We start from the raw sequence: 14645 nt of genomic DNA, 5'->3' as shown, positions 1-14645 counted from the left end.
CTGTTGAAACCCCACCGGATTCCTAGATTCGGAGCCCGCTTTTGCGGTTTTCCGGTGGGGTCGGCGCGGAGACCTGGGCCGGCCCCGTTGCCCGTCTTTCCTGAGTTCATCGCCCGCGACGGTCAGGAGCGCGCGAACGGGGGCCGTCAAGGAAACCAGCGACGGGTTGGTGCGGCCCGCAGCGCAGCGAGGACACGGCCCGACGCGCCTTGACGGCACACGGGCGCGGGCTACAGTCGCGGATGAGGTGATGAGCGAGGGAAGACGGCGTTTGTGGCAACGGCCGCAGATGGCGCCGACCCCACGCAAGCGAAGCGCGCAGCGCCGCAGGCGCGAAGGCCGATCAGGTGCAACCTGTTCGGCGGCTGTCAGGGGCGCCAAGCCATGCGCGGCGGGGATCGGCTGCAAGCCGTTCCCCTGGAGTGCAAGCGCAGCGCGCAGGCCCGCAGGGCCGAAGGACTCGACACCAGGCGCAGCAGAAAAAAGGTGCGCCGCCCCGCAGGGCAGCGCACCGGATGTTTGCCGTGCGATCAACTCGTTGCCGGCGCGACCATCGACTGAAGCTGCTCGATCACGCCGGGTTCGACGAACACGCACGGCTGATTGGCCTCGATCGGCACGTTGAACACCTTGGCGAATACGTTGCGTTTCAGGTGCGCCAAGCGGCCAGTCCGGTAAGCCTGCTCAGGCTTCATGCGGGCAGCACCGGACGGCGAGCCGCTGCGCTGCGGGTCGCATTCGACCAGCGCGACGAAGCCGTCGTCGGACAGTTTCTGGTGTTCGGGGCACAAGCCCCAGCCTGTCGTCGTGTGGCGCTCCATGCTCGCGCGCAGGCGCTTGTCGAGAAGCAGATTGCCCGTGTCGTAAGCGACGCCGCAGACCAGGCAGACATGGCGTTCCAGCGAAATATGCGATTTGTCGTTCATGATGACGATCTCCGGTTACTGGGGCGGAATTGCCCGGAACCGTCGCCAGCACGGCGCAGCGCAAGCAGTCAGGGGTCGCAGACGGCCGCCAGGACGCCAGCGCGCAAGGCGCGCGCAGCCCTTGACGGCGAGAACGCCGTGATACGGTGAAGGGAACAGCAAGACCGCCTACCCAACTCCAACGAAGGCACGGACAGGCAAGCGCAGCGCGCAGGCCCACAGGGCCGGAGGGTTCGTCACAAGGCGCAGCAAAAAGGGGGCCGAGGCCCCCGCGATCACAGCAGGCCGCGTTCGGCGAAGGACGCCGTGGTCTCACCGCCGACGATGATGTGATCCAGCGTGCGGATCTCCACGAGCGCCAGCGCCTCCTTGAGCCGCAAGGTCAGCACCTTGTCGGCCTGGCTCGGCTCGGGATTCCCGCTCGGATGGTTGTGCGAGAAGATCACTGCCGCCGCATTGACCCGCAGCGCTTCCTTGACCACCTCGCGCGGATACACCGATGCACCGTCGATGGTGCCCCGGAACAGTTCGACGTATTCGATCAGCCGATGCTGTGTGTCGAGGAACAGCGCCGCGAAGACTTCGTGCTCGAAGCCGGCCAGCTTGGTGCACAGGTAGTCCCTGACTAGCGCCGGCGAAGTGAACAGCGCCCCGCGCGGGTTCTTCTGGTCGATGACCAGGCGTGCAGCTTCAAGAATCTGGTCGGCAGTCGCCGGCAGGTAGCGCCCCTGGTCGTCACGCACCAGCAGCGAGGCATCGGAAGTGAGAGAAAGTTGCGACATGATCGTGCTCCGGTTGCTCGGGCGGAATTGCCCGGAACCGGCGCCAGCACGGCGCAGCGCAAGCTGTCACAGGGTCATGGACGGCCACGGCCGCAAGCGTGCAAGGCACGCGCAGCCCTTGACGGCGAGAACGCCGTGGTACGGTGAAGGGAAACAGCAAGACCGCCCATCCCACCTCTATCGAAGGCACGGATGGGCAAGCGGAGCGCGCAGGCCCTCAAGGGCCGGAGGCGTCAGGGATCAAAGCCGGATGGCCGCGATTCGGCACGAAGCGCGGGGCGCAGCCCGCGAGCCCGACGGCGGAACGCCGGGACGCTTACATTTCAGTGGCCAGGAATTCCGACGATAACTTCTTCGGATTCGAACCACCCCTCTTTTAGAACAAACTGGCGGACACGATCTGGCTGTATCGAATAAGCCACCAATGCCAAACTATTTTCCGCACGACTACAGGTGACATAGAACAATCTTCGCGTAGATTCAACTGATGTGTCACCTGCCTCCTTTCCACCAAATAGCTTGTCGTAGCTAAACAAGAAACCCCGGGCTTCGGTGTCATCCATGATGACCATGACTCTCGGGAACTCCAGCCCTTTAACGCCTTGGTGGGTGTCGAAATGCGCTTTGCCTGAAACGTAGGTGACATAAGGCTCGATCTGCGAAAAAGGTGCCGCAAGAAATTCTTCTATCGCTTTCGCTTTTTCAGTTTGGCGATTAACCTCATCAAGTTCGCCATCTTCCTCCACGGCACTCAGCGATACGTCACGGTCAACTGTTGGCCGAAGAGCCTCGGGCACGGCAAACAGTCCGCTGGCCGCAATATTTCCCAAAATCTCGCCAAAAGTTGGACTGGCATCTGTGTGCCATAGTGAAAGGAGGCTGCTTATCGCCTCACGAGCATGTCGCAACTGCATCGTCTGGTCTTCGGCATATCGGAGCTTGTCGCCACTGAGGAGAGGCGAGGATTCGCGAACGATGCGTGCGACAGCAAACCGATCATCGAGTTGCTGTGCTCTCACAAGTGGCAATATCTGCTCGGAGAAGAAGCGCACGAGGGGAAGGCTTCCATCAAGCAACCCCGTCCGAAAGCTTTCCACCTGATGGAGAGCAACGAACATTTCCAAGAAACCCATTCGCCGCGCTGCCATACGGTGCTCAAGGATTAAGCTCTTACAGGCTGCGCTACTGGTCCAGTCATTGTCCCCCGTAAGCTCCGCCATATACTGCGCTACTGCACGTTCCGCAGCAGGTTTGTCTGCTGTATCTCCAGGCAAGACAAAGAGTCGAACCCAACCTTCTGCACTGTCGCTACGGGGGATTTGTTCCTGGCCGTCAACCGTCTGGCGTACCTTGTTGATTAGACCAATCACCCGCTTGGGACAGCGATGATTCAAGCGTTTCCCCGGCGTGGCCCAATCATCCGGCAGATTCTGACCAAGTCCTTCTTTGCCATCGCTGTAAATCCTTTGCATCATGTCCCCTAGCAGGCCGAGGGCAAAGCTCTCCCGATGTATGGATTGAACTGTGAATAGGGCATCGATCAAGAGTTTGTTAGTATCTTGACTCTCGTCAATCAGCAAGATCGGGTAGCGCCCGACCAAGATGCTCTGCATTATTGGCTTGGTCTGCAAAAAGGTCGCCGATATTTTGATGACTTCGCTATGGTTGAGCGCATCACGACCTCTGTTGTCTCCGGTGGGACTGTAGACAAATCGTCGCACGGTATTCAGGTTGGCCAGCCGCTTTCCCTTTGACGCGATCTTGCTGATTCGCTCTGCTGATGCCTTAGTTCCGCTCCGACCTTTGGCCTCAAGCGCTTTGAGTTCCTCAATTTCTGCTGCAAGATTAGTTCGCAGCCACTCGCGAATGTCATGGTTCAGTCCGCTGATGAGAGACCAAGCAAAACTGTGAATCGTCGAGACTTCAACTGTGCTATCGAACTCCAAACGGCGGTTGATCTCGTCGCATGCGGCATTGGTGTATGTGATGACACCAACCCGTTGACCACGAAACCGAAGCGTTTCGCCGAACGTCCGCCGGACATGGTCAAGCGCTTTGACCAGTGAGCGCGTCTTGCCAGAACCCGCGCCGGCGAACAAGAAGAAGCTCTTAGGGGAACTAAGGTCAAGACAGCCCGCGATCTCTTCATCAGCCGAGCTATCCATATCATTGTTAATCATACTGGCGGCAGTCATGCGACCACCTTTGTCTTGCCAATAACATCCTGTTCTTTACGCTTCAACTGCACCGCAAGCCAGATAAGGCCATCATGGATGTATGCAGGCACCTTCAACGCTTCTATCTTCTCGCTATACAGAAGATCGAGTGCAAACTCTGCTTTGTTCCCTGCCTTCAGTGCTTTATGCACTGCTGCGGCAAGAGCATCCAAATCTGCACTGTCCGCTAGAGCATCCCGAAATTTCGCAATGAGTCCATGGCCCTCAAGATCGGCAAACAGTGCCGTATTTTCATAGAGAAGTGCGTCCTCGAATGTGTTTGCCAATGCCTCGGCTGGATCATTCGACTTGAACCCCAGGGCGATAGGTTGCTGATAAGCCACCCGTATCGCGTATCCGCTGGGGTCCGCCTTGGTAAGGTCGGCGGCAGTCTTGTCCAACAATGTGTCCAGAGAGTCTTCGGCAGGAATCCACGACTTCAATGTTTCGTTCCGCGCCTTCTGGCCGCTATTGCGCTTCGGGGGTAAAGCTGCGCTCGACGTGCCGTCCTTGGCATCAATGTCAGTCACGATCAAGGTGGTAAGCCCGAGATGCTCCAACAACGGCTTAAGGCGGTGCGCATGGCTTCCACCGATCTCCAGCCAAGTTATGTAGCATCGTCGCAGATACTCGTAATCTGAACGCTCACGAACAAGATGCGGTACGAGGATTCGTTCTGCGGGGCCTTCGACAAGCACAGCGCCATCTGCGAAGAACAAGTCGCAGTGCGTGGCTTTGAGATAGCGCGTAACGAACTTCTCGGTTGGGTCGAGGCCACCGAAAACCTCTGAAAGGTTAACTACGGAGGCTACCGGCACGGCACCAGCTTCGGCAGGAGCCGGTAGCCTGCGAAAATACCGAAGGGATGCAAACTCACACTCGTGCGCGAGATGGCTGGAATGTGTGCTGACAACCAATTGGGTTCTCAAGGCGGAAGCATCCCCCAATTGGGGATGCTTCCGAAGTACGGCATAAGCCTGCTTGATGAATACCTGCTGTACCTGAGCGTGCAGGTGTGCCTCAGGCTCTTCAACAAGCACGAGATGAAGGGGGGCAACGAAACCATCCTCCACTGTGGTGGTGCCGCCGGCCTTACCGACGCGCATCCACCTGTCGCGAAAGCTCATAAGCGCGAACACCATCGAAACCAGATTCTGGTATCCAAGGCCATTAGAGTCTTCCGGCAAGCGGTGTCCCTTTGCCGGTTCAGCCAGATGCGTCGGTACTTCGTACTGGACTGCTGATCCGTGATTCAGGCCATCCGTCGGCTTGATCCGTGTCGTGATCGTTAGCTTCGGATCTGTGACACCCGGATAGCCGATATGCTCCAGCTCCTTCAGTGCAGCGGCGAATCCCTCGGTCAGCCGAGCTTCAAAAGCCGCTTCCGCCTCATGGAGCGCCTGCAATGCCTGCAAGTCACTAGGCTCCGGCTTGTCATACGGGTCCAGATGCTGTTGATAGTACGAGCGCAGTTGCGCTGATAGCTTTTTCCCGCCGCGTGTTTCCTGTGGATCGTAGGTGGGGCCGTCCTCGCTGGATGTACGCGAGATACCAGCATGCCCAAAGCCGCGTTGCGCACTTATCTCATCGACACAGATCAGGCCCTTGAATGGGTCTCCATCGACTGGATCACTGTCAGGTGACAACACCTGGGGTACTGCCAAGCCTCCTTGGGGGCTCTTGAGTGCCGCCGGATCAAGAAGGTAAGCACGAACCGTGAACAAGCTACGCAAGCGGCGACCAAGGAAGTCCATCATGGACTGGGGCCAAAGTGAGAAGGTAAATGCAGGCGCGGCTGACGACGCCGATGCTGTTTCCACAACTACGTCAGCACCGCCTTCGGACTCCACAACTGCGGAGGCGGCTGCCGTGACAAGCGGCTGCGCAAGTAGCTCAGCGATTGCCGTTCTTGCCTTCAAATACTCTCGCTGTATTCCTTCGTTGTCCTTAGGTTCTAGGCGAAGTCGAACGCCGAGATGGCCTCCCGCCCAGTCCAGAGTAGGAAGCAATTTCTGGACATAGTGCAGTTCGTTGTTGGGAACATTGAGCCATACGTCCAAGAATGGGAGAACCTCGCTCCAATCAAGTTCGGGCAGTGCTTCACCGTTATTGACAGCCGCCTCCCACGCCGCGGCGGAGGCATTGATCTTTGTCCAATGAGAAAGAGTCAGGTCATTGACAGTGAACTCAGACGGCTCGACCAAGAATCGCCGAAGCGCAACCATCGCAGATGTTTTACCGCTGTTGTTCGCCCCCACAAAGACAGTCTTCTGTTCCGAGAAATCTATGCGTACTGCTTTGAGCTTTCGGAAGTTACCAATCTCGACGTGCTGAATATGCATTCTGTTTATCCCTTCGCTACCGACGACAAGGCGGCGCTAATATTGTTTTTTCTATGCGTAAAGCCTCTGCTGGGTAGCGACGATGTACCTACTGGCCAACAGCCAACCGGACGGGCTTGCCAATGCGGCTCAACATCTCGACCAGCGTATCAATAGTGAACTTGGTCGTCTTCCTGTTCACCACATCCGACACGCGCGGGCGAGACACCATCAGGATTTCCGCCGCTTCGGCCTGCTTCAAGTGATGCTGCTCGATCCACGCCGCCAACTCGGCCATGAGCTGTTCCTTGAGCTGCTTCGTGTCATTGATCTGCTTTTGCGACGCCAGATGCAGCCGCTTGGCTTCCTCCGGTGGGAACCCTAGTTCCAGGAACAGATTCGCTCCCGGCTTGGTCACATGGCGGATTTCAGTGTCGATCTTCATGGCTTGCTTTTCCTCGCGTTGACGATGGCCCGATAGCGCGCCTCGGCGATGCGCTTGTCCTGCTGGCTGGTCGCCTGCGTCTTCTTCTGGAAGCAGTGCAGGACGTACACGGCTTCCTCGAACTTGGCCACATACATCACCCGGAACGCACCGTTAGCTTCCCGGATGCGGATTTCACGGGTGCCGGCCCCCACTTCATCGAAGGGCTTCCAGTCCTCCGGCTCCAGTCCTGCCTGGACCTTGCCCAACTGGAACCCTGCCTGCCGGCGGGGTTCGACGGGAAAGGCCAAGAGGTCGTCGTAGGCCGACCCGACCCAGCGAATCTCTTTCTCCATCATGCACCGCCTGTATAAAATTTTATACCAGAATGACCGCCGATGCCACCCTTTGGCATCGGTGCCGAGGAAGATTCGCCAGACACTGTCTGGCGAATTGGCATGGCGGGGAGAACCCCCGCCGCCGAAAGCACCTTCTTGCTCATGCCACCGCTTCCTCGGCGCGGCGCGCACCCGTAATCGTCTTGCGCCGGTTCGCCACCAGTTCCGCCGCCTGGCGCACCGGGTCATCCTCGGTGTGGACGTAACGCATGAACATCGCCACGGTCTTGTGCGCGGTCAGCGCCATGCCGACCTTGACCGGGATACCGGAGTTGGCAATGTCGGTGGCCGAGCGGTGGCGGATGCCGTGCGTCCCCACATGCGTCGCACCCGCCGCCTTGAGCACGCGGCTCCAGCCGTTGTAATACTCTCCCGTGGTCAGGTGCTGCCCTGGATGGCTCGGCGACGGCAGGACGTGGGGGCAGTCTTCCCGCCGTGGTGCCGTCGAGAGCAGCCGGTGGGCTTCCTCGCTCAAGGGCTTCGACATGCCGCCGGTCTTGCTGTCGGGCCAGACCACCCGCCGGTTCTCCAGATCGACCCAATCCCATTGCAGGCCGACGATTTCGGAGCGGCGGCCGGCGAACTCGAACTGCAAGCGGATCGCCAGGGGAATGACATAGTTCTCCAGCCCCTCCGCCTCCAGCTTGTCGAGCTGGCGGAAGATCCGCCCCATGTCCTCGTCGCTGATGAGGTGAGTGGCTTTGCCGTTGGGGTACATCGGGACATGGCGGCATGGGTTCGTGCCGTCGGGACGGTAGCCCCACACTTCGGCCAGGTTGAACATCCGGCGCATGACGCCGAACGTGCGGTTCGCGTCGGCGGGCTTGTGGGCCATCTTCTTCATCATCCCGGCGATGTCCGGGCGCTTCACGTCCCGAACCTTCAGCCGGCCGATCATCGGGATGATGTTGCGGTCGATGACGCTCTGGTAGCCTTTCTGCGTGCTGGGCTTGTTGCGCTGCTTGGAGTAGTCCTCCATGAACTTCGCGCACAGCTCTTTGACCGTTGGCGCCGTGCGTGCCTCGGCCTTGTCCGCTGCCGGATCGCCACCCCGGCGCACCTGGGCCAGCCACTCTTGCGCCAGCGAGCGGGCCTGTTCGACGGTCAGTTCGCCGTACTGGCCCAGCGCGGGCTTGCGGCGCTCGCCGGCGTTCGTGCGGTACTGGAGCATGAAGACCTTGCGACCGGCCGGCGTGATCTTGCACAGGAAGCCGGGAACAAGCGTGTCGCGCAGCTCGATGGGCTGCCCCTGGGGTTGTGCCGCATCGACTGCGGACTTGGTGAGTTTGATCTTGGCCATGATGACTCCTCGGAAGGACACGGTTTCCAGGAGCCTGTTGGGAGCCAAGCGGACGGAAGCCGGGTCAAGTTTCGGAAAGCACCGGCATAGGATGAACTCACGTAAGCTCTTGATAAACCTGCCACAACGGGCTGTGGCGTAGTCCAGCGAAGTTCGGTGCTGGAGTCATGGTGAAATAAAAAAAGCCCCACCGGAGTGGAGCTTTTTCTTCCGTTGTAGCTCAGCGCCTCATCGAAGCGAAGAACTCGTCGTTGGACTTGGTCGTCTTCATCTTGTCGAGCAGGAACTCCATCGCCGCGATCTCGTCCATCGGGTGCAGCAGCTTGCGCAGGATCCAGATCTTCTGCAGCAGCTCGGGCTCGATCAGGTAGTCCTCGCGGCGGGTGCCGGACTGGTTGACGTTGATCGCCGGGTAGACGCGCTTCTCGGTGATGCGGCGGTCCAGGTGCACTTCCGAGTTGCCGGTGCCCTTGAACTCCTCGTAGATCACCTTGTCCATCGCGCTGCCGGTATCGACCAGCGCGGTGGCGATGATGGTCAGCGAGCCGCCTTCTTCGACGTTGCGTGCGGCACCGAAGAAGCGCTTGGGGCGATGCAGTGCGTTGGCGTCGACGCCACCGGTCAGCACCTTGCCCGAGCTCGGCATCACGTTGTTGTACGCACGCGCCAGGCGGGTGATGGAGTCGAGCAGGATCACCACGTCCTTCTTGTGCTCGACCAGGCGCTTGGCGCGCTCGATCACCATTTCGGCGACCTGCACGTGGCGCGCGGCCGGCTCGTCGAAGGTCGAGCTGATCACTTCGCCGCGCACGGTGCGCTGCATCTCGGTGACTTCCTCGGGCCGCTCGTCGATGAGCAGCACGATCATGTGCACGTCGGGATGGTTGGTGGTGATGGCCGTGGCGATCTGCTGCATCATCATCGTCTTGCCGGCCTTGGGCGGCGACACGATCAGCGCGCGCTGGCCCTTGCCCTGCGGCGCCATCAGGTCGAGCACGCGGCCGGCGATGTCCTCGCTGCTGCCGTCGCCGCGCTCGAGCTTGAATTTCCTGCGCGGGAACAGCGGCGTCAGGTTCTCGAACAGTACCTTGCCCTTGCTGGCTTCCAGCGGCTCGCCGTTGATGGTGTCGACCACGTTGAGCGCGAAATAGCGCTCGCCGTCCTTGGGCCAGCGGATGCGGCCCGACAGATGGTCGCCGGTGCGCAGGTTGAAGCGGCGGATCTGGCTGGGCGAGATGTAGGTGTCGTCCGGGCCGGCCAGGTAGCTGGCCTCGGCGGCACGCAGGAAGCCGAAGCCGTCGGGCAGGATCTCGAGCACGCCGTCGGCGACGACGCCCTCGCCGTGGCGGGTCAGCACCTTCAACAGGGCGAAGATCACGTCCTGCTTGCGCGCGCGGGCCACGCCTTCGTGGATGTTCAGCTGCTCGGCGATGTCCATGAGCTTCTGCGCAGGCATGCGCTTCAGGTCGGACAGCGAGTACTGCGGGAAGCCTTCGGGGATGTTCGGCGGCGGCAGGCGGTTGGCCTGGTCGTTGTTGTCGGTCGGCAGGCCGTCGTCGCGCGGGCGGTCGCCGCGGGGGCGCTGCTCGCGGTCGCGGCGGTTGCGGAAGCGCTCGCGGCGGTTGCCCTGGCCCTGTTGCTGGTGCTGCTGGCCTCCGCCCTGCTGCTGGCCGCCCTGGGACTGGCGATGGCCGTCCTGCGCATCTTGGCTGTCGCCGTCATTGCGGGGCTGTGGGGCGTCGGCCTGCTGCGGCTGCTGCTGGGAGGCGCCCGCGGGCGCTTCAGCGGCCGGTGCGGGCGGCGGCGGGGAGGCCTTGGCGGGGGCCTCGACCTTGAGCTCGGCCTGGACCGGCGCGTCGGCCGGCTTCTCGGCCCCGGCCTTGGCGGGAGCCTCGGCCTGGGCCGTTGCGGTCTTGGTTGCGCGCGGCTTGCGCACGCGCTTCGCGGCGGTATCGCCGGGATCGGAAGGATTGTCTGACAAGTGCGGAACCTCGCTCGCTGCGAGCGCCCTGGACGGGCGGCCTGAGAGTGGACTGGTGGGGTATTGCAGAAGGTGCGGCGTGACTGGAGCGCGCCGGGGTGCGGTTGAAGCTAGCACTCCCGGCCCGTTACGGCAAGCGGGGGCGCGCGCGTCTGGACCCGCAGGAGCAGCTGCAGCTGCGACCCGGGTAGCGCCGTCTACCGGTTGTCACGGTCGCAGCTGCAGCTGCTCCTGCGGGGGGCATGGCCCCCGGGGGATCGATCAGAGGGCCTTGTCGATCATCTGGGCCAGGACCGGCTTGCCGACGGCGCCGATCTGGGTGGCCTGGACCTGGCCGCCCTTGAACAGCAGCAGCATCGGGATCGAGCGCACGTGGTACTTCATGGCGGTGGCGCGGTTCTGGTCGATATCGATCTTCACGACCTTGGCGCGGCCGGCGTACTCGCCTGCGAGCTCGTCCAGGGCGGGGGCGATCATCTTGCACGGGCCGCACCAGGGCGCCCAGAAATCGACCAGCACCGGCTCCTCGGAGGCGAGGACGGTGGCGTCGAAGTCGGCGTCGCTGGTGTGGATGACGTCTTGGCTCACGGGGATCTCCTGCGTGGGGGGGCGGCCGGGCCGGCCCGGAGGCAGGCGGTTGACAGCCGCGGTAGCTGCTAAACTTGGGCGATTCGCGGCCGATTCAAGGGGCTGCCCCGTCGGAGGGGGCAAGCCGCCGCGCCATCACCACGGCAGTCTGCTTGGCTGCCGCCTTCCACGCAAGCGCGCCCCGCCGCGCAGACTTCCGACGAATGACCGACAAACCACTTACCGACCTCACCTTCTCTTCCTTCGACCTCCACCCGCGGCTGCAGGCCGGCCTCGTGGCCGCCGGGTTCACGCGCCTCACGCCGATCCAGGCGCTGACCCTGCCGGTCGCGCTGCCCGGCGGCGACGTCGCCGGGCAGGCCCAGACCGGCACCGGCAAGACGCTGGCCTTCCTGGTCACGGTGGTGAACCGCCTGCTGACGCGCCCGGCGCTGGCCGAGCGCAAGCCGGAGGATCCGCGCGCGCTGATCCTGGCGCCCACCCGCGAGCTCGCGATCCAGATCCACAAGGACGCCGTGAAGTTCGGCCCCGAGCTGGGCCTGCGCTTCGCCCTGGTCTACGGCGGCGTCGACTACGACAAGCAGCGCCAGCTGCTGCAGGAGGGCGTTGACGTCATCATCGCCACCCCCGGCCGGCTGATCGACTACGTCAAGCAGCACAAGGTGGTCAGCCTGCACGCCTGCGAAATCTGCGTGCTGGACGAGGCCGACCGCATGTTCGACCTCGGCTTCATCAAGGACATCCGCTTCCTGCTGCGCCGCATGCCGGTGCGCACCGAGCGCCAGACCCTGCTGTTCTCGGCCACGCTGAGCCACCGCGTGCTCGAGCTCGCCTACGAGCACATGAACGAGCCGCAGAAAATGGTGGTCGAGACCGAGACCATCACCGCCGCGCGCGTGCGCCAGAAGCTTTACTACCCCTCCGACGAAGAGAAGCTGCCGCTGCTGATCGGCCTGCTCTCGCGCGGCGAGGGTGCCCGCACGATGGTGTTCGTGAACACCAAGGTGTTCGTCGAGCGCGTGGCCCGCGCGCTGGAACGCGCCGGCTACCGCGTCGGCGTGCTGTCGGGCGATGTGCCGCAAAAGAAGCGCGAAAGTTTGCTGAAGAAGTTCCAGGCCGGCCAGCTCGAGATCCTGGTCGCCACCGATGTCGCCGCCCGCGGCCTGCACATCGACGGCGTGAAGTACGTCTACAACTACGACCTGCCGTTCGACGCAGAGGACTACGTCCACCGCATCGGCCGCACTGCGCGCCTGGGCGAAGAGGGCGATGCGATCAGCTTCGCCTGCGAGCGCTACGCGATCGGCCTGCCGGACATCGAGGCCTTCATCGAGCAGAAGATCCCGTCGGAACCGGTGAGCGCCGAACTCCTGACCGCGCTGCCGCGCAAGCCGCGCGAGGGCGTTGAGCTGCAGCCCGAAGAAGGCGAGAGCGTCAGCGAGATCTTCCGCGAGGCGCGCGAGCAGCGCGCCGCCGACGACGCCCGTCGCGGCGGTGGCCGACGCGACGGCGGCGGCGGGCGCTCGCCCGGCCCCCGTGCCGGGAGTGAAGCGCGCCGCGAACGCGCCCCGCGCAAGCCGCGCGCAGCGCAGGACGAGACCGTCGTCGCGGCCATGCCCGCCGAGGCAGTGAGCGCCGACGCCGTGCCGACCGCAGCCGCGCCCGCCGTCGCGTCGGCTCCGGCCGCGCCCGCCAGCGCGGGCGGGACCACGCCGGGCGCCGAAGGCGAACGTGCGCCGCGCAAGCGCCGCCGCCGCCGTGGCGGCCGCCGCGTCAATGGCGAAGAAGGCCAGCAGGCGCCGGCGAAGCCGCAGCCGCAGGGCGTACAGCCCGGGCCGCAGCAGGCCGCCGGCCGGCCCGCCACCTCGGCTTCGGAACAGGCGCCGTCGCTGTTCGGCCGCATCGGCCAGGGCCTGCGCAAGCTGGTCACGCGCGCCCCGCGTTCGCAGCACTGAGCACAGCAGGTGCTGCCGACATCCCTGTGGGAGCCGCTATAGCGGCGATCGCGGCCATGGCCGCTCCCACAAACTCGGCGGGCAGGCGATACTCATGCCTCCCCCGACTCGAGCCTTGCGATGCCGCCGGTCCTGCGCTTTGACAACGTCTGCAAGCAATACCCGGGCGGGCACGTCGCGCTGGAGGACGTCAGCTTCAAGGTCGACGCGGGTGAAATGCTGTTCGTCACCGGCCATTCCGGCGCCGGCAAGAGCACCCTGCTCAGACTGATCCACCTGTCCGAACGGCCCAGCCGCGGCGCGGTGCTGTTCGGCGAGCGCAACCTGCTCAAGGTCCGTGGCGGCCGCGTGGCCCTGCATCGGCGCGAGGTGGGCGTGGTGTTCCAGGACCACCGCCTGCTCGCCGACCGCAGCGTGCACGACAACGTCGCCCTGCCACTGATACTGCGCGGCATGCGCCGCGGCGAGGCCGGGCGGCGGGTGCGCCCGGTGCTCGAGCGCCTGGGCCTGGGCGCGCGCGGCAATGCGCTGCCCGGCGAACTCTCCGCGGGCGAGCAGCAGCGCGTCGGCATCGCGCGCGCTGTGGTGGCCGAGCCGCGCCTGCTGGTGGCCGACGAGCCCACCGGCAACCTCGATCCCACGCTGGCCGCCGAGATCATGGCGCTGTTCGCATCGCTGCCCGGACAGGGCACCAGCGTGCTGGTCGCCAGCCACGACCTGGGCCTGGTGAAGCGCATGAAGAAACGCGTGCTGGTGCTCGACCACGGCCGCCTGGCGGACGACATCGCGCCGGAGGACCTGGCCGATGAATGAGCCCATCGCACGCAGGAAGGTGCCGGCCCCCTCGCGACCGGGCGCCTGGCTGGACCACCACGCCTACAGCATCGTGGCCAGCCTCGGCCGCCTGTTCCGCAAGCCCGGGTCCACGGCCCTGACCATCGGCGTGATGGCGGTGGCGCTGGCGCTGCCGCTGGGGCTGTGGCTGGTGCTGGCGAACGTCGAACGCTTCGCCGGCGACGTGCAGTCCTCGCGCCAGCTGAGCATCTTCCTGAAGCAGGACACCGCGCCTGCGCGCGTGGCCGAACTGGTGGCCGCGCTCGATGGGCGCGCCGACATCGGCGTGGTCGAACACCGCACGCCCGCGCAGGGCCTGGAGGAGTTGCGCGCGCGCAGCGGCCTGGACGAGGCCATCGACGCGCTGGGTGAGAACCCGCTGCCGCACGTGCTGGTGGTGACGCCAGCCGGCGACGAGGCGCTGCTGGCCGACTCGCTGCGCACCCTGCCCGAAGCCGAACTGGTGCAGCACGACGCCGGATGGCGCGAACGCCTGGACAACTGGCTGCGCTTCGGCGGACGCGTGGCCTGGGTGCTTGCGGCGCTGCTTGGCCTGGGCGCGCTGCTGGTGGTCGGCAACACGGTGCGCCTGGACATCCAGTCGCGGCGCGAAGAACTCGGCGTGCTGCAGCTGCTCGGCGCCAGCGACGGCTTCATCCGTCGCCCCTTCCTGTATCTCGGTGCCTGGTATGGGCTCGCCGCGGGCGCGCTCGCGCTGGGCTTGCTCACCGTGGCCGGCACGGCCCTGGGCGCGCCGCTGGCCGAGCTCGCCGCAAGCTACGGCAGCAGCTTCGCGCTCAACGGCTTCGCGCCACGCCAGGCACTGGCGGTGATCGCCGGCGCCACCGTGCTCGGCTGGCTTGGCGCCGGCGCGGTCACCGGCCATTTCCTGCGCCAGACCCGGCCCACTGAAACCTGAG

General features: G+C 64.0%; 13 protein-coding genes. 3 read left to right on the top strand and 10 right to left on the bottom strand.

Going from position 1 to position 14645, the window contains the following annotated elements:
- Positions 1-530: 530 nt before the first annotated feature.
- The 10 genes from E2169_RS06535 to trxA all read right to left on the bottom strand — a co-directional run bounded on the left by E2169_RS06535 (position 531) and on the right by trxA (position 10936).
- Positions 531-926, bottom strand: a complete 396-nt coding sequence (locus E2169_RS06535; protein WP_132985811.1) for an ATPase — start codon at positions 924-926, stop codon at positions 531-533.
- A gap of 275 nt (positions 927-1201) precedes the next feature.
- Positions 1202-1708 (bottom strand): RadC family protein, encoded by a 507-nt coding sequence (gene radC, locus E2169_RS06530; RefSeq protein ID WP_132985810.1) that lies wholly within the window; start codon positions 1706-1708, stop codon positions 1202-1204.
- Positions 1709-2031: 323 nt separating this feature from the next.
- A complete protein-coding gene (locus E2169_RS06525) occupies positions 2032-3903 on the bottom strand; it encodes a UvrD-helicase domain-containing protein (RefSeq protein ID WP_132985809.1) in 1872 nt (623 codons plus the stop codon).
- Positions 3900-6266: an AAA family ATPase gene (locus tag E2169_RS06520; protein ID WP_132985808.1), complete on the bottom strand. Its 2367-nt coding sequence runs from the start codon at positions 6264-6266 to the stop codon at positions 3900-3902. The genes E2169_RS06525 and E2169_RS06520 overlap by 4 nt, the downstream gene beginning before the upstream one ends.
- A gap of 88 nt (positions 6267-6354) precedes the next feature.
- Complete coding sequence (locus E2169_RS06515; protein ID WP_132985807.1) at positions 6355-6690, bottom strand: helix-turn-helix domain-containing protein; 336 nt, start codon at positions 6688-6690, stop codon at positions 6355-6357.
- Entirely contained in the window at positions 6687-7025 is a 339-nt protein-coding gene (locus E2169_RS06510; protein WP_057684961.1) for a type II toxin-antitoxin system RelE/ParE family toxin, read from the bottom strand. The genes E2169_RS06515 and E2169_RS06510 overlap by 4 nt, the downstream gene beginning before the upstream one ends.
- Positions 7025-7171 carry a hypothetical protein gene (locus E2169_RS14235; RefSeq protein ID WP_165942347.1) on the bottom strand — a complete coding sequence of 49 codons (147 nt, stop codon included), beginning with the start codon at positions 7169-7171 and terminating at the stop codon, positions 7025-7027. The genes E2169_RS06510 and E2169_RS14235 overlap by 1 nt, the downstream gene beginning before the upstream one ends.
- Complete coding sequence (locus tag E2169_RS06505) at positions 7168-8367, bottom strand: tyrosine-type recombinase/integrase (protein ID WP_132985806.1); 1200 nt, start codon at positions 8365-8367, stop codon at positions 7168-7170. The genes E2169_RS14235 and E2169_RS06505 overlap by 4 nt, the downstream gene beginning before the upstream one ends.
- Before the next feature lie 220 nt (positions 8368-8587).
- The gene (rho, locus tag E2169_RS06500) at positions 8588-10348 is read right to left on the bottom strand and encodes a transcription termination factor Rho (RefSeq protein ID WP_132985805.1); all 1761 of its coding nucleotides are present in this window, start codon (positions 10346-10348) and stop codon (positions 8588-8590) included.
- 261 nt (positions 10349-10609) lie between these two features.
- Positions 10610-10936 (bottom strand): thioredoxin, encoded by a 327-nt coding sequence (trxA, locus tag E2169_RS06495; protein ID WP_132985804.1) that lies wholly within the window; start codon positions 10934-10936, stop codon positions 10610-10612.
- A gap of 203 nt (positions 10937-11139) precedes the next feature.
- On the opposite strand from trxA, the gene rhlB reads away from it, so the two are divergent.
- The 3 genes from rhlB (at position 11140) to ftsX (ending at position 14644) form a co-directional block, all read left to right on the top strand.
- A complete protein-coding gene (gene rhlB / locus E2169_RS06490) occupies positions 11140-12891 on the top strand; it encodes an ATP-dependent RNA helicase RhlB (protein ID WP_132985803.1) in 1752 nt (583 codons plus the stop codon).
- A gap of 120 nt (positions 12892-13011) precedes the next feature.
- Complete coding sequence (locus tag E2169_RS06485; protein WP_132985802.1) at positions 13012-13704, top strand: cell division ATP-binding protein FtsE; 693 nt, start codon at positions 13012-13014, stop codon at positions 13702-13704.
- Positions 13697-14644 carry a permease-like cell division protein FtsX gene (gene ftsX, locus E2169_RS06480; RefSeq protein ID WP_132985801.1) on the top strand — a complete coding sequence of 316 codons (948 nt, stop codon included), beginning with the start codon at positions 13697-13699 and terminating at the stop codon, positions 14642-14644. The genes E2169_RS06485 and ftsX overlap by 8 nt, the downstream gene beginning before the upstream one ends.
- Position 14645 lies beyond the last annotated feature (1 nt).

It is taken from the genome of Luteimonas terricola, from assembly GCF_004352845.1.
In the GTDB taxonomy this organism is placed as follows: domain Bacteria; phylum Pseudomonadota; class Gammaproteobacteria; order Xanthomonadales; family Xanthomonadaceae; genus Luteimonas; species Luteimonas terricola.
Note: the sequence above shows the minus strand (reverse complement) of the source record. Positions and strands in the feature narration are given on the sequence as shown.

What these genes read in the sequence shown, in the direction of transcription:
- radC (WP_132985810.1), bottom strand. Translation starts at nt 1,708, where the DNA reads ATGTCGCAACTTTCTCTCACTTCCGATGCCTCGCTGCTGGTGCGTGAC.
- E2169_RS06515 (WP_132985807.1), bottom strand. Translation starts at nt 6,690, where the DNA reads ATGAAGATCGACACTGAAATCCGCCATGTGACCAAGCCGGGAGCGAAT.
- E2169_RS06510 (WP_057684961.1), bottom strand. Translation starts at nt 7,025, where the DNA reads ATGGAGAAAGAGATTCGCTGGGTCGGGTCGGCCTACGACGACCTCTTG.
- E2169_RS06525 (WP_132985809.1), bottom strand. Translation starts at nt 3,903, where the DNA reads ATGACTGCCGCCAGTATGATTAACAATGATATGGATAGCTCGGCTGAT.
- E2169_RS06520 (WP_132985808.1), bottom strand. Translation starts at nt 6,266, where the DNA reads ATGCATATTCAGCACGTCGAGATTGGTAACTTCCGAAAGCTCAAAGCA.
- E2169_RS06535 (WP_132985811.1), bottom strand. Translation starts at nt 926, where the DNA reads ATGAACGACAAATCGCATATTTCGCTGGAACGCCATGTCTGCCTGGTC.
- rhlB (WP_132985803.1), top strand. Translation starts at nt 11,140, where the DNA reads ATGACCGACAAACCACTTACCGACCTCACCTTCTCTTCCTTCGACCTC.
- ftsX (WP_132985801.1), top strand. Translation starts at nt 13,697, where the DNA reads ATGAATGAGCCCATCGCACGCAGGAAGGTGCCGGCCCCCTCGCGACCG.
- E2169_RS06505 (WP_132985806.1), bottom strand. Translation starts at nt 8,367, where the DNA reads ATGGCCAAGATCAAACTCACCAAGTCCGCAGTCGATGCGGCACAACCC.
- E2169_RS14235 (WP_165942347.1), bottom strand. Translation starts at nt 7,171, where the DNA reads ATGAGCAAGAAGGTGCTTTCGGCGGCGGGGGTTCTCCCCGCCATGCCA.
- E2169_RS06485 (WP_132985802.1), top strand. Translation starts at nt 13,012, where the DNA reads ATGCCGCCGGTCCTGCGCTTTGACAACGTCTGCAAGCAATACCCGGGC.